Here is a 14,265-nt window from a genome sequence, read left to right as displayed (position 1 = left end):
GGAGCCGCGACCGCGAGACCTCGCATACGACGCAAGCGATGCCATCGCGGAGACGTCTATCGGTCGACGTGGTTGTGATTTCGCGGTCGCGGCTCGCGCCGCTCCTACAGGGAGCTATCGTGAATTCGATGCGAGAAGCAACGACCGCATCGCCGGTGCGATGGCACGGCTATTGCGGCATGCGTCGCAGATGACGTTTCGCGGTCGCGGCTGGCTCAGGCCAACCACACCGCCCCATCGCGCACCACCACCTCGACCGCGCGCAAGGATTCACCCCGACAAGGCCCGGCCACGCATTCGCCGCCGAGCAGTTCGAAGCTCGCGCCGTGCGCGGCGCACACCAGCAGGCCGTCCTTGGTCTTGAGGAACTGGCCAGGCGCCCAGTCCAGCCGGCGGCCGGCGTGCGGGCAGATGTTGAGCCAGGCGCGCACGGCGTCGCCGTCGCGGTACAGCAGCAACGATTCGGCGTCGCCGTCGATGCTCGCTTCGGCCTCGGCGAACGCGCCGTCGGCCAGGCGCTGCAGCTCGATCAAAGGTTGACCGGCCGGGTCGGCGCCGCCCGCGGCATTTAACGAAGTTCTCACACCCTCATCCATGCCTGGAACGATACTCCAGTGTCCGGCCCAAGCCGCATTGTCTCACGACACCCGAAATGTTTGCCCAGACCTTCCGCTTTTTCGATCAACGACCGCAATGGAATGCATTCCAATCGCGCGTGCGCACGGCGTTCGAGCCGCGCAAGCCGCGTCACCGCCTCCTGCGTTTCGTGCTCGGCGTCGTCGGACTGGGCCTGCTGGCCTTGTTGGTGTTCTTCAGCGTGTTCGTCGGCGCGGCGATGATCGTCGCAGGCCTGACCTACAAGCTGTGGCAGCGCCGCGGCAAGCCGATGAGCGCACGCGGCCCGCGCCATGAGCACGACGTGGTCGAGGGCGAATTCCGCGTCGTCGACCCGGCCAAGGTCGAGCACCGCTCGAACACGGCGCGCTGAGCGTATGAGCGACGTGATCGCGGCGCCGCCGCTTACCCGCATTCCCGTGCGCGGCCAGGGCCTCGCCGCCGACGCCACGTTCCCGGTACGCCGCGTCTACTGCGTCGGCCGCAACTTCGCTGAGCACGCACGCGAAATGGGCGCCGCGGTGCCGACCTCGGCCGCCGATCGCGGCCAGCCGGTGTTCTTCCTCAAGCCGCACGATTCGCTGGAACTCGGCGACAGCGTGCCGTATCCGCCGGGCACCAGCGACCTGCATCACGAAGTCGAACTGGTCGTCGCGATCGGCCGCGATGCGCCGGCCGGCGAACTCGCCGTCGCCGACGCCGCGAATCTGATCTACGGCTACGCGGTCGGCCTCGACCTGACCCGCCGCGACCTGCAATCGCAGGCCAAGGCCAAGGGCCTGCCGTGGGACACCGGCAAGTCGTTCGATCATGCCGCGCCGATCAGCGCGATCGTGCCGGTAGCCGAAGTCGGCGAACTCGGCGCGCGCAGCCTGAGCCTGGAGGTCAACGGCGAACCGCGCCAGCGCGGCACGCTCGACGATCTGGTCTGGAACGTGCCCGAGATCCTGCACGAACTCTCGCGCCTGTACGCATTGCGCGCCGGCGACCTGGTCTACATGGGCACGCCGTCGGGCGTCGGTCCGCTACAGCGCGGCGACCGCTACCGCGCAGTGCTCGAAGGCGTGGCCGAACTGCACGGGCGCATCACCTGAGCGCCCGTATAGTCCGGCCGCGGCGAGTGGAGGCTCGATCCAGCGCCGTTTTCGATGTCGTCAACCGTCTGGTCCGTCACGGCCCAGCCGCAACCAGGGAGAGCATGCGATGGGCATGATCAGCGAGTTCAAAGAGTTCATTGCGCGCGGCAACGTGGTCGATCTGGCCGTCGGCGTGGTGATCGGCGCGGCGTTCGGCAAGATCGTCACCGCGCTGGTCGACGGCATCATCATGCCGAGCATCGGTTACCTGACCGGCGGCGTCAGCGTCAGCGACTGGAAGTACGTGCTCAAGCCTTCGCAGCTCGACGCGGCCGGCAAGGAAGTCGCGGCCGAAGTCGCGGTCAAGTACGGCATGTTCCTGCAGACCGCGATCGACTTCATCCTGATCGCGTTCGTGATCTTCATCGTGCTCAAGGCCTATAACAAGGTGCGCAAGCCGGTCGAAGCGCCGGTCGCGGCGACCCCGGAAGACGTGCTGCTGCTGCGCGAGATCCGCGATTCGCTGCAGGGCAAGACCACGCTCTGAGTTCCCTGGATTCATTCGCGTCGCATCCGGAACGGCCGCCTTGCGCGGCCGTTTCGCTTTGCGCTCGCCACGGATCGCCGCGCGACTTCGAAGTCTTTTGTGGAAGGGGCTTCAGCTCCCATGCGTTTCTTTCAGCTCATCGCGAACTGAGCAAAGAGCGTCGGAGCTGAAGCCCCTCCCACGAAAGAGCTCGTTTACTCGCCGACCGCCGGGCGAAACCACAAGAACGGCAAAGTTAGCCGCACCGGTGCGACCCGCCTCAAGCCTCGCGATAGCCAGCGACAAAAAACGCTCAAGCCGCGGGGTGACTTTCCTCAGATAGCGACCGCCGCGCGGGTTGCTAAGCTCGACGTTTCGCCTGTGCCGCCCGACCTTCCGGACGGCAAGGCCCGCTGAGGAGATTGGGGATGCGCGCACCGTTGTGGGCAGCGATGGCTGCTGTACTGTTCGTAGGCTCTGCCGTGGCCGCTCCGCGCGAAACGCGCATACCCCAGGCCGCGGTCGACGCCGCCGCGGAACTGCGCGAACGCGCGCTCGCCAGCGACCTGGGCTACAAGATCACCGAATCGCTGACGACCGAAGTTGGGCCGCGCCTGGCCGGCAGCGAAGCCGACGCGCGCGCGGTCGCCTGGGCGCAGGCGAAGTTCCGCGAACTCGGCTTCGACAAGGTGTGGCTGGAACCGGTGACGTTTCCGAAATGGGAGCGTCGCAGCGAACACGCGCAAGTGCTCGGCGCGAATGCGCAGCCGTTGACCCTGACCGCTCTCGGCGGCAGCCCGGCCGGCACCGTCGAGGGCGAGGTCGCGCGCTTCGCCGACCTGGCCGCGCTGGAAGCGGTGCCGGCCGGTTCGCTGGCCGGCAAGATCGCCTTCGTCGACTTCGCCATGCCGCGCGCGAAAGACGGCGCCGGTTACGGCCCCGGCGGGCGCGTGCGCAGCCGCGGTCCGTCGGCGGCGATCCGCGCCGGCGCCAGCGGTTTTCTGATGCGTTCGGCCGGTACCGATTCGCACCGCATGCCGCACACCGGCATCACCCGTTTCGACGACGGACTCAAGCCGATTCCGTCGGCGGCCTTGTCGGCGCCGGACGCGGCGCAGTTGTCGCGGCTGGCCGCGCTCGGCCCGACCCGCGTGCGCGTCGCGCTGGATTGCGGCTGGGACGGCGAGGCGACCTCGCACAACGTGATCGGCGAGATCCGCGGCAAGAGCAAGCCCGACGAAGTGGTGATCATCGGCGGCCATCTGGATTCGTGGGACCTGGGCACCGGCGCGATCGACGACGGCGCCGGCGTCGGCCTGACCATGGCCGCGGCCAAGCTGATCGGCCAGACCAAGCTGCGCCCGGCGCGCACCATCCGGGTCATCGCCTTCGCCAACGAAGAACAGGGTCTGCACGGCGGCAAGGCCTACGCGGCCAAGCACGCGGCCGACGTGAGCAAGCATCAGATCGGCGCGGAAAGCGACTTCGGCGCGGGCCGCATCTACGCCTATTCGAGTTCGGCGCCGGACTACGCCAAGGCCGCCGATGCGCAGATCGCGCAGGCGCTGGCGCCGCTGGGCATCGAGCACACCCCGGGCAAGGGCGGCCCCGGCCCGGACATCTCGCCGTTCGCCGCCGGCGGCCTGGCCTGGGCGCGTCTGGCGCAGGACGGTACCGACTACTTCGATTACCACCACACGCCCGACGACACGCTCGACAAGATCGATCCGAAGGCGCTGGCGCAGAACGTCGCGGCGTATGCGGTGTTCGCGTATCTGGCCGCATCGGCCGACGGCGATTTCGGCAGCGCGCCGAAGAAGGTCGTTCCGCCGGAGGAATGAGCGCCACAGGCGATGCGTGACACGACCGCCCTCTCCCGGATCGGGGGAGGGCGGTTTTTTTTGGCCTGCGGTTTCAGGTTGGTCGCCTTGCCCGTGCAGCGTCGCGCCGGAGCGAAAGGCATCTGGCTCGAACGCCTTCAAGCAAAGAACCTCGCAGCTTTCTCCACGCGATGGGGCAAGGCGGCGAGGTTTGCGGATACGGCCAATGCGCCAGACATCCACGAATCCATGGGCCCTCCTTCAGGCCCGGCGCTCTCTTTCCCGGATCGCCCGATCGCGGCGAGCGGCATGGCGCCGATCTCATCGGCCGTGCACGACAAGCGCAGTGCGATGCGCATCGCATAACCGCCGCTTCGTCGCGCACGACGCCCGGTCTGTCCGCCGAATTGCGTTGTAACCGCAACGAAGGCCGGCAAACCCGCCGCGCCTGCATCCCTTCCCGCACAGGACACTCTCCATGGATGAGGCAGCTTCCGTTTCCGGCACCGTGAATTCGCAGGTCACCGATGCGATCACCCAGGCCAACGTCAAACTCGTCGCCGAAGCGCCGGCCATGGCCATCGCGCAGATCTACCAGAGCATCGGCCATGCCACCGGGATCATGGTCGAGAACGCGGTCAACGCGCAGCAACAGCAATGCATCATTAATTCGTCGGCGGCCACACAAGGCGCGATGACGCTGTTTTCCCAAGCCAGCGCGGCGTTCCAGCCCGGCGAATCGTCGCTGGACGGCGCCGAATCCGCCCGCGGCCTCGCGTCCAACGCGCAAACCACCGTTCTCGATCCAAAGACTCTGGAGGCCGACGTGCAAGAGACCGCGAGCAAGCTCAAGCAACTGGCGACGACCCGCAGCTCGGTGAATTCGCAAATCCTCGATGCGGTCAGTGCCAGCCATCAGTACACCCTGGGCGCCGGGGCCGCGTTCGCCTACGCCCATCGCGTCAGCATCGAAGCTTTCGTCGACGGGCTCGAAAAGGTCAGCGCCGTGGAATACCGACAGCAGTTGCAGGCCGTGCAGCTCGCCGCGACCACGATCTGCCTGGACGCGATGCTGAAATCGCCGGAACGCGCCGAGGAGTACGCGGCGGTGCTGGAGGCGATCAAGCAGTTGGGTTGAGGCGCCAGGCCGGTTGGAATCGCGATCCGTTCGGTGTCGCGATTCCGCCTGCTTCACCGCTGCGTCAGCGGATCGACCGCTCCGACAGGGGGCGAACTCACCTTCGCAACGATCGGCGCGGTCGTCTTTTTTCTGTGGGGATCAGTCGCGATTCCTAACTCGCGCCCGTCTCGCCGCGGCGACACCGAATCGACCGCCCCTATAGGAGCGGCGCGAGCCGCGACCACGCAACCTCGATCACCGCGCCTGCATGAAATCTGATGATTCGGGCGGATCGGCAACACACGCATACGCCGTATGTGGGTGTCGCGGTCGCGGCTTGTAACCGAAGGAAATCCAGTCGGACGCCGCTCCTACAGGGAGCGACCCCACAGTTGCGGGATCGGCGACGCCCGATCGCGTCGCCGGGTCAAACTCTGGTCAGGCGCCGCTGCTCAACGCCGCGCACGCCACGCGGCCAGCACCACCGCCGTCGCCGCGGCAACGTTGAGGCTTTCGACCTTGCCGCTGCCGGGAATCGACACACGCCGGTCGCAGGCCGCGGCCAGGTCGCGGTCCATGCCCTCGCCTTCGGCGCCGAGCACATAGATCAGACGTTCCGGCAAGGACGCGGCGAATATGTCCTCGCCGCCGCTGACCACGGTCGCGGCCAGGCTGAAGCCCGAGCCGCGCAATTGCGCCAGCGCGTTGTCGCTGCGGCCCATGCGCACCATCGGCACGGCCTCGGCGCCGCCCTCGGCCACGCGCGCGGCCGCGCCCGACAAGGCCAGCGTTGCGTCCTTCGGCAACAGCACCGCGCTCACGCCGAAATGCGCGGCCGAACGCAGGATCGCGCCGAGGTTGTGCGGATTGCCGACGCCGTCGAGCCAGATCGCCAGCTGCGGTCCCGGCGCGAGTTCGCGCAGCCATTCCGACAGCGACACCGGTTCCTCGCGCAGCACGTCGGCGACCACGCCTTCGTGATGGCTGCTCGCGGCGAGCTTGTCCAGATCGGTCTGCTCGACCACGCGGTAGCCGACCTTATTGGCCACGCACCACGCCAGCAGCGGCTGCAACTGCGGGATCCGGTTCGAATCCAGATACAGCTTGCGGATCGCCTGCGGCCGGCGCGCGAACACCGCGCGGATCGCGTTGAGCCCATACAGGCGCAGCTCCGCGTCGCGGCGCGCGCGTTGCGGCGAAGGCGAACCGAAACCCTCGTCGCCGAGATCGCCGTCGATCTCGTCGTCGCGTTCGCGATACGGCCGTTCGGCCCGCGCATGGCGTTCGCGCGCCTGCGGTTCGCGCGTGTCGTCGCCGTGGCGATGACGCTGGTCGCGACGCTCGGAACGGTCGTGTGGATGAGCGTGGCCGCTGCGATGCGGCACCGCCGCCGGGTCCACCGCCGCGGGCTCGCGCGCGCGGCGCTCGCCGCTGTTGCGGTACGGGCTGTCGCCCGCCGGCGGACGCGGCGCGGCGCGATATGGCCCGGACGCATCGGGCGCACGCGGCGGCAAGGCGCCCGGACGCGGCGGCCGCTGCTCATCGTCGCGGCGCGGACCGCTGCGCCACGGGCCTTGGCCCGCACCTTGGCCCGCACCCTGCCCTGCGCCCTGGCCGGTACCGGCACCGGTGTCTTTGCGCGGGCCCTGACCGCTGTAAGGCTTGCGCGGACCGCGCGGCGGATCGTCACGTTGCATCGTTCAAACTCCTTCGTACTTTCGCGAACACCCGCAGGTCGTGCAGTTGCCCGCGCTTGACCACCGCGCAACGTTGCGCGCCTTCTTCGGTGAAATCGTTCTTCAGCAGCACCCGCGCCGAACCGGGATTGTGATCGAACACGGTCGCATACAACCGATACAGCGCCAGTTCGTTCATCGCCCATGGCGCGAATGCCGCGACCACGCGCGTCATCAGGCCTTCGCCCCACAGCGAACGCCCAAGCCAATAACCGAACTCGGCCGAATGCGCGCGTTCGCCCTTGCCCGGATGCGCGCCGATCCCGCCGCAGGCGCTGCCATCGACCTCGATCGCGAACACCGGCTCGGCCATGTCGATGACGCCGCCGGACAGGAACCGCTCGCCGTCCTCGCGGGTGTAGGGATAAGGAAAACGATCGGCCAGGCCGCGCGATACCTGCTCGTCGTTGGCATGCGCGACCAGGCTGTCGAGGTCGTCCAGGCGCCACGGGCGCAGCACGAAACCGTCGCCCCGCGGCGGCGGGCTGGCGGCTGAGGGGGAAAGGTTCATACGATTAGCCTAATTACGTGGCCGCCGCGCTGCAAATCGCGCGCGCCGGCGCTTCCGCCTCATCCGCTCCATAACGGCCTGTCGACGTCATGAAGATGTACATCCTGGTCCGCGACGACATCCCGCTCGGCTTCGCCATGGTCGCGGTCGCCCACGCCTCGCTGGCCGGCTACCTGAAGTTCCGCGACACGCCGGAAGTGGCGCAGTGGCTGGACGGGCCGTTCTTCAAGGCCGTGTGCAAGGTGAATGCGGCCGAGTTTGAGAACGCCAAGCAGGTCGCCGACCATCTGGTGCTGACCGAATCGGCGCTGGACGGCCGCGAGGTGGCGATCGTGCTCAAACCGCGCGAGGAGTGGCCGAAGATGTTCAAGTTCCTGCGTCTGTATCGCGAGGCGCCGACGATCGCGTGAATACGCGATCGGCAGGAGATGAAGATGAAGACGTATCTGATCGAGGAAGCTCAGTCGGGCGAGGAAGCGGGCGAGTACCTCTGGGTCAGCCTGGGCTTTGCCTCGGCCGAAAACCCCTTGGACGTGCTGCATATCGTCTGCGCTTGCGCGATCAAGCCGCAGGATCGCGACGGCGGCATGGATGCGATCTATCTGGAGCGCGACGACCAGAGCCGAGGTGGCTATGGCGGCGCCGAGCGCATCGCGGTCGGTGAGCGGTCCATCGATGTCGAGTTCAACGCCGCGGGGCTCAGGGATCTGGAATTCGGCGACTCCGTGAGCCTTCAGTGGCCTGAGCAACTGGCGGGGAAAGCCGAGGCGTTGCGGATTCTGGAGCGGATGCGCGGGTACGAATGCGGCCGCGTCGTCGAGTCGGCCTGACATGGGTTACGCCCGCCGCGCGAGCGCGTAAACGCCCTGTAGGAGCGGCGTGAGCCGCGACCGCGACATCGCACATGCGACGTAGGCCGGATGTCGCGGTCGCGGCTTACGCCGCTCCTACAGGGGGCACCCGAAGATCAGGCGTGCCCGTCGACTTGCGGCGTTTCCTTCTCCAGCTTCTCCAACTCATGCGCGACCGCTTCGGGCGACTTGGTGAAGCGCGCGAGCAGCACGTAGAACGCCGGCACGATGAACAGCGACAGCAGAGTCGAGAACGACACGCCGAAGATCACCACGATGCCGATGGTGGCGCGGCTGGCCGAACCCGGGCCGCCGGCCAGCACCAGCGGCACCGCGCCGACCACGGTCGCGATCGAGGTCATCAGGATCGGACGCAGGCGCACCGCCGAGGACTCGACGATGGCTTCATGAATACTTCGCCCCTCGTCGCGCAACTGATTGGCGAATTCGACGATCAAAATGCCGTTCTTCGCCGCCAGGCCGACCAGCATGACGATGCCGATCTGACTGAACAGGTTGAGCGTCCCGCCGGTCATCCATAGCCCCAACAAGGCGCCGAGCACGCCCAGCGGCACGGTCAGCATGATCACGAACGGGTGGATGAAGCTCTCGAACTGCGCCGCCAGCACCAGGTACACCACCAGCAGCGCCAGGGTGAAGGTCATCAGCACCGCGCCGCCGGCCTTCTGGTATTCGCGCGATTCGCCCTTCCAGTCGATCTGCGCCTGATCGGGCAGTTCCTCGGCGACAACCTGGTTCAACCACGCGACCGCCTCGCCCATGGTGTAACCCGGAGCGAGGCCGGCGCTGATGGTGATCGCGCGCAGACGGTTGAAGCGGTTGAGGCTGCCGGGCTCGGCCAGTTCGTTGAGGGTGACCAGATTCGACAGCGGAATCAGGCCGCCGTCGCGCGCGCGCACCTGGATCGCCGACAGGTCCGCTGGCGAGGTGCGCAGATCGCGATTGGCCTGCACGATCACGTCGTACTCCTCGCCGTTCTGCACGAAGGTGGTGACGCGGCGCGAACCCATCATGGTTTCCAGCGCATGACCGATGTCGGTGACGCTCACGCCCAGATCAGCCGCGCGCTGGCGGTCGATCTCCACCCGCATCTGCGGCCGGGTTTCCTTGTAATCCGAATCGGCCGAGAACAGGCCCTTGTTCTGCTCGATCCGCGCCAGCAGGCGATCGCGCCACTGCGCCAGTTCGACGTATTCCGGGCCGCCGAGCACGATCTGGATCGGCTGGCCGCGGGTACGCACCAGACCGCCGCCGACCTGCGGCAACGCGCGCACGCCGGTGAGCTGGCTCAGCTCGCCGCGCAGACCGTCGGCGACATCGGCGGTGCTGACCTCGCGCTTGTCCCAGTCCTGCAGGAACACCGCGATGCGGCCGGTATGCATTTCCTCGCTGGCGCCGAAACCGCCGGGCACGCGCGGGTTGTAGCGCTGGATGGTTTTGTCCGGGCCGGTGTGCGAGGCGATGATCTTCTCGACCTGCTGCACCTGCTTGACCGTGTAGTCGTAACCGGCGCCTTCCGGGCCGAGGATCGAGATCTGGAACGAGCCGCGGTCTTCCTGCGGCGCCAGTTCCGACGGCACGAACTTGAACAGCACGAAGCTCAACGCCATCGCGATCAGCATCAGCACGCCGAACAGCCACGGCCGCTCGACGGTGTGATCGAGCAGGCCCTTGTAGCGCCGGCTCACGCCGTCCAGGCGCGCGTTCATCCAGCGATTGATGAAGTTCGACTTCTCCTCGCTGTGCGGCCGCACGAACTTGGACGACATCATCGGGGTGAGGGTCAGCGCGACGAACGCCGACAACGCGACCGCGCCGGCCAAGGCCACCGACAACTCGCGGAACAAGCGTCCGGTGTTGCCTTCCATGAAGCCGACCGGCAGGAACACCGCGACCAGCACCGCGGTGGTCGCGATCACCGCGAACGCGACCTGCTTGGTGCCGCGCGCGGCCGCGACCAGACTCGGCTCGCCCAGGTCGGCGCGACGCTGGATGTTCTCCATCACCACGATCGCGTCGTCGACCACCAGGCCGATGCACAGCACCAGCGCCAGCAAGGTCAGCAGGTTGATCGAGAAGTCGAACATGTACAGCGGAATGAACGCGGCGATCAGACACACCGGCACCGTCACCGCCGGGATCAACGCGGCGCGGAAACTGCCGAGGAACAGCCAGATCACGATCAGCACCAGCACGATCGCTTCGACCAGCGTGTGGTAAACGCGTTCGACCGCCGATTCGATGAACACGGTGGTGTCGAAGGCGACGAAGATGTCGGTGCCCTGCGGCAGGCCGGGACGGATCTGGTCGGCCGCTTCGCGCACCGCGCGCGCCACGTCCAGGCTGTTCGCGGTCGAGGTCTTGACGATGCCCAGGCCGATGTTCTGCTCGCCGTTGCTGCGGTAATAAGCGCGGCGTTCGGCCGAGTCGAGCTGGATCTTGGCCACGTCGCCGAGCCGCACGACATAACCGTCGGCGCCCTTCTTCAGCGGGATCTGGGCGAAGTCGGCGGGTTTTTGATAGCTGCGCGCAACGCGCAGGGTGAAGTCGCGCGATTCCGATTCGATCCGCCCGGCCGGCAGTTCGACGTTCTCCGCGCCCAGCGCGGCTTCGACTTCGTTGACGGTGATGTCGCGCGCGGCCAGCGCGTCCTGGTCGAGCCAGATCCGCATCGCGTAGCGCTGCTGGCCGCCGATGCGCACCTGGGCGACGCCGTCGACCGAGGACAACCGATCGACGATGTAGCGCTCGGCGTAGTCGGACAGCTGCAGCGTGTCCATCTGCTTGGAGCTCATGTTGAGCCACAAGATGGGGTCGGCGTCGCTTTCGACTTTCTCGATCTGCGGCGGATCGGCTTCGTCCGGCATGCGGTTGGACACGCGGCTGACCGCGTCGCGCACGTCGTTGGCGGCCGCTTCGATTTCGCGCTGCAGGGTGAACTCGATGCTGATCGAGGCTCGGCCGTTGACGCTGCGCGACTCGATGCTCTCGATGCCTTCGATGCCGGCCAGCGCGTCTTCCAGCACCTGGGTGATGCGGGTTTCGACCACCGCCGCCGAGGCGCCGGGATAGGACACGTCGACCGAAACCACCGGCGGATCGATCGCCGGCAGTTCGCGCAGGGTCAGGCGCGAAAACGCCATCACGCCCAGGGTGATCAGCAGCAGGCTCATCACGGTGGCGAACACCGGACGGCGGATGGAGACGTCGGAGAGCATCATCGGCCGTCACCCGCGCCGTTGCGGCGTTTGGGTTCGCCGCGCTTGGCGGCGATGTAGACGGGAGTGGCCGACGATTGTGTCTGCTTTTGCTCGTCATTCCCGCGAACGCGGGAATCCAGTGGCTTTCGTGCGACTACTTCAAAGTCACTGGATTCCCGCGTTCGCGGGAATGACGAAATGAGAGCGCGCAGTCGCTCGAAGAAACCCTGGGACTCAGCCATTGGCATTGCCCTTTCCAGCCGCGGCGTTCTTCTGCGCGGGTGCATCAACGGCCGGCGCTTGCACCGCAGGCACCGGTGCGGACGCACCGGCCTCAGCCTCGCGCGTCTGCGCGGGCGCGGGCACCACCGCAGCCGCAGTCACCTGCACCTTGCCGCCAACCCGCAACTTGCCGGTGCCATCGACCACCACCCGATCGCCAACCTTCAAGCCTTCGACGATTTCAGCCAGCCCCTCGCGACGCGTGCCGACTTCAACATCCGCACGTTCGACCGTGTTGTCCGGCTTGACCCGGAACACATAGGAATCGGTACCGACCTGCACCACCGATATTTCCGGAATCAGCAGCGCCTGCCGCTGCGGCTGCAGCAAGGTCACCTGCACCAGCATGCCCGGGCGCAGCAGGTGATCGGGATTGGGAAAATCGGCGCGCACGGTGACCGCGCGGGTGGCCGGATCGATGCGCGCGTCGACCGTGCTGACCTCGCCTTCGAAGCGCTTGCCCGCATAGGCCGCGCTGGTGCCGGTCACGCTCTGGCCCTTGGCCACGCGCGCGAGCAGGGTCTCGGGCACCGGGAAATCGATGTAGACGCGCTGCGTGTCGTCGAGCGTGGCGATCGGCGTGCCCGGGGTGATCAGCGAGCCCGGGCTGACCTGGCGGATGCCGAGCACGCCGGCGAACGGCGCGCGGATCTCGCGGTCGCCGATATCGGCCTTCATCTGTTCGACCCGCGCGCGGGCCGCGTCGCGGGTGGCGCGCTGGGTGTCGAGCGCGGATCGCGCGATCAGCTGCTGCGCGGCCAGTTCGGTCTGGCGCTTGAACAACTGCTCGGCCTCCTTGGCGGTGGCCTCGGCCTGGGCCAGCGCGGCCAGCTGGGCCTTGCCGCTCAGGGTGATCAGCGAGGCCCCGGCGGCGACGTGGTCGCCGCTTTCGAAATGCACGGCCTGAACGATCTCGCTGACCTTGGCCGAGACGGTGATCGACTCGCGCGCCTTGACGTTGCCGAGCGCCTGAACGGTGTCGTTCCAGGGCCGCAGATGAACCTGCTCGGCGGTGACCGGGGTGGGCCTGTCGCCCTGTCCCGCGCCCGGACCGCCCGGACCGCCTTGCGCTTTGCCGCCCTTGCCGCAGGCGGCCAGGACGACGACGAGGGCAAGGGCGCAACAGGTGCTCAATCCGGAACGTGATCGCATGCGGTTCTCTGAACGGGGACCCGTGAGGGCGGTGGCGCGGATCGGACGGGTGAGGAGCGGACGGATGGGACGGCCGACCAGGCGATTCGCGCGAACGACGCTGGCACGGCGGTGGAGCGACACGGTCCCGACCGTGGGCGGCTCCGAAACCGGCGTGAGTCTAGCGGTCCGAGGTCAACGCTCGCGTGGGCCATTGGTTGACCACCGTATACGCAAAGTCGTACCCGCGATGTATGCGTGCCAAGGGAGCCGTACAGATGCAGCAGCGTTGCTGACACTGCGCTGACAGCGCGCTGACATTGCGCTCACCTTCGCAGGTTGCAGCAGTGCAACCGCCGCCACGACGCCGCGCGCGGGCATCGCGGTTCATACTCCGGATGTCCCCCAAGGAGCCCGCGTCCATGATCCACGACAGCATTCTCGACACCATCGGCCGCACCCCGATCGTGCGCCTGCACCGCCTGGCCCCCGAGCACGCGACCGTGTACGCGAAGGTCGAATCGTTCAATCCCGGCGGCTCGGTCAAGGACCGGCTGGCGCTGGCGATCATTCTCGACGCCGAGGCGCGCGGCCAGCTCAAGCCCGGCGACACCGTGATCGAGGCGACCTCGGGCAACACCGGCGTGGCCCTGGCGATGGTCTGCGCGGCGCGCGGCTACAAATTCGTGGCGACGATGAGCGAGACCTTCTCGATCGAACGCCGCAAGCTGATGCGCGCCTACGGCGCCAAGGTGATCCTGACCCCGGCCGCCGAGCGCGGCAGCGGTATGGTGCGCCGCGCCGCCGAGCTGGCGCAAAAGCATGGCTGGTTCCTGGCCCGCCAGTTCGAGAATCCGGCCAATCCGGCCTATCACCGCAGCACCACCGCGGCCGAGATCGTGCAGGACTTCGCCGGCCGCCGGCTCGATCATTTCGTCACCGGCTGGGGCACCGGCGGCACCCTGACCGGCGTCGCCGACGTGCTGCGCGTGGCGCGGCCCGAGGTGCGCGTGACCGCGTGCGAACCGGCCGGCGCGTCGTTGCTGAGCGGCAAGGACTGGCAGCCGCACAAGATCCAGGGCTGGACCCCGGACTTCATCCCGGCCGTGCTCGACCGCGGCGCCGCGCACGCGATCGTGCCGGTCGACGATGTGCTCGCGCGCGACACCGCGCGTCGGCTGGCGGCCGAGGAAGGCCTGTTCGTCGGAATTTCCGCCGGCGCGACCATGGCCGCGGCGCTGCAGGTCGCGGCTCAGGCCGAACCGGGCGCGGTGATCCTGGCGATGCTGCCCGATACCGGCGAGCGTTATCTGAGTACGTTCTTGTTCGAGGGCGTCAACGAGGGCAGCGACGAAGAGTGGTTGGCAACGTTGGGC

Annotated in this window: 12 protein-coding genes and 2 pseudogenes; 9 read left to right on the top strand and 5 right to left on the bottom strand. The window is 67.7% G+C overall.

The window, feature by feature from the left end; translation table 11 throughout:
• Nucleotides 1-215: 215 nt before the first annotated feature.
• Nucleotides 216-533 (bottom strand): Rieske 2Fe-2S domain-containing protein, encoded by a 318-nt coding sequence (locus tag ASD86_RS04490; protein WP_235567672.1) that lies wholly within the window; start codon nucleotides 531-533, stop codon nucleotides 216-218.
• 119 nt (nucleotides 534-652) lie between these two features.
• Between ASD86_RS04490 and ASD86_RS04485 the strand changes: the two genes are divergently transcribed.
• From ASD86_RS04485 to ASD86_RS25735, 6 genes are all read left to right on the top strand, one after another.
• On the top strand, nucleotides 653-988 hold the full coding sequence (locus tag ASD86_RS04485) for a hypothetical protein (RefSeq protein ID WP_056107424.1): 336 nt from the start codon (nucleotides 653-655) through the stop codon (nucleotides 986-988).
• A gap of 4 nt (nucleotides 989-992) precedes the next feature.
• A complete protein-coding gene (locus ASD86_RS04480) occupies nucleotides 993-1,709 on the top strand; it encodes a fumarylacetoacetate hydrolase family protein (RefSeq protein ID WP_056107421.1) in 717 nt (238 codons plus the stop codon).
• A 109-nt stretch (nucleotides 1,710-1,818) separates the two neighbouring features.
• The gene (gene mscL / locus ASD86_RS04475) at nucleotides 1,819-2,238 is read left to right on the top strand and encodes a large-conductance mechanosensitive channel protein MscL (RefSeq protein ID WP_056107419.1); all 420 of its coding nucleotides are present in this window, start codon (nucleotides 1,819-1,821) and stop codon (nucleotides 2,236-2,238) included.
• 407 nt (nucleotides 2,239-2,645) lie between these two features.
• On the top strand, nucleotides 2,646-4,058 hold the full coding sequence (locus ASD86_RS04470; RefSeq protein ID WP_082578063.1) for a M28 family peptidase: 1,413 nt from the start codon (nucleotides 2,646-2,648) through the stop codon (nucleotides 4,056-4,058).
• A 12-nt stretch (nucleotides 4,059-4,070) separates the two neighbouring features.
• Nucleotides 4,071-4,403 carry a hypothetical protein gene (locus ASD86_RS04465; RefSeq protein WP_056107413.1) on the top strand — a complete coding sequence of 111 codons (333 nt, stop codon included), beginning with the start codon at nucleotides 4,071-4,073 and terminating at the stop codon, nucleotides 4,401-4,403.
• A 112-nt stretch (nucleotides 4,404-4,515) separates the two neighbouring features.
• Nucleotides 4,516-5,175: a RebB family R body protein gene (locus ASD86_RS25735; protein WP_082578062.1), complete on the top strand. Its 660-nt coding sequence runs from the start codon at nucleotides 4,516-4,518 to the stop codon at nucleotides 5,173-5,175.
• Nucleotides 5,176-5,609: 434 nt separating this feature from the next.
• Here the strand turns inward: ASD86_RS25735 and ASD86_RS27665 are convergent.
• Together ASD86_RS27665 and ASD86_RS04450 are read right to left on the bottom strand one after the other, a co-directional pair.
• Nucleotides 5,610-6,329 (bottom strand): annotated as a pseudogene (locus tag ASD86_RS27665) (RNA methyltransferase); the annotation flags it as partial.
• Between the two features lie 514 nt (nucleotides 6,330-6,843).
• Nucleotides 6,844-7,404, bottom strand: a complete 561-nt coding sequence (locus ASD86_RS04450) for a GNAT family protein (protein ID WP_056107410.1) — start codon at nucleotides 7,402-7,404, stop codon at nucleotides 6,844-6,846.
• Between the two features lie 89 nt (nucleotides 7,405-7,493).
• Here ASD86_RS04450 and ASD86_RS04445 point away from each other — a divergent pair, with 89 nt between their 5' ends.
• Both ASD86_RS04445 and ASD86_RS04440 read left to right on the top strand, forming a co-directional pair.
• A complete protein-coding gene (locus tag ASD86_RS04445; protein ID WP_056107407.1) occupies nucleotides 7,494-7,814 on the top strand; it encodes a peptidyl-tRNA hydrolase in 321 nt (106 codons plus the stop codon).
• Nucleotides 7,815-7,838: 24 nt separating this feature from the next.
• On the top strand, nucleotides 7,839-8,234 hold the full coding sequence (locus tag ASD86_RS04440; protein WP_162253610.1) for an Imm10 family immunity protein: 396 nt from the start codon (nucleotides 7,839-7,841) through the stop codon (nucleotides 8,232-8,234).
• Between the two features lie 137 nt (nucleotides 8,235-8,371).
• On the opposite strand, the gene ASD86_RS04435 is transcribed toward ASD86_RS04440, so the two are convergent.
• Nucleotides 8,372-11,497 (bottom strand): efflux RND transporter permease subunit, encoded by a 3,126-nt coding sequence (locus ASD86_RS04435; protein ID WP_056107401.1) that lies wholly within the window; start codon nucleotides 11,495-11,497, stop codon nucleotides 8,372-8,374.
• 213 nt (nucleotides 11,498-11,710) lie between these two features.
• Nucleotides 11,711-12,910: an efflux RND transporter periplasmic adaptor subunit gene (locus ASD86_RS04430; RefSeq protein ID WP_082578060.1), complete on the bottom strand. Its 1,200-nt coding sequence runs from the start codon at nucleotides 12,908-12,910 to the stop codon at nucleotides 11,711-11,713.
• A gap of 401 nt (nucleotides 12,911-13,311) precedes the next feature.
• Between ASD86_RS04430 and cysK the strand changes: the two are divergent.
• Nucleotides 13,312-14,265: pseudogene (gene cysK / locus ASD86_RS04425) on the top strand (cysteine synthase A); the annotation flags it as partial.

The organism is Lysobacter sp. Root690 (assembly GCF_001427785.1).
Lineage (GTDB): Bacteria > Pseudomonadota > Gammaproteobacteria > Xanthomonadales > Xanthomonadaceae > Lysobacter.
Note: the sequence above shows the minus strand (reverse complement) of the source record. Positions and strands in the feature narration are given on the sequence as shown.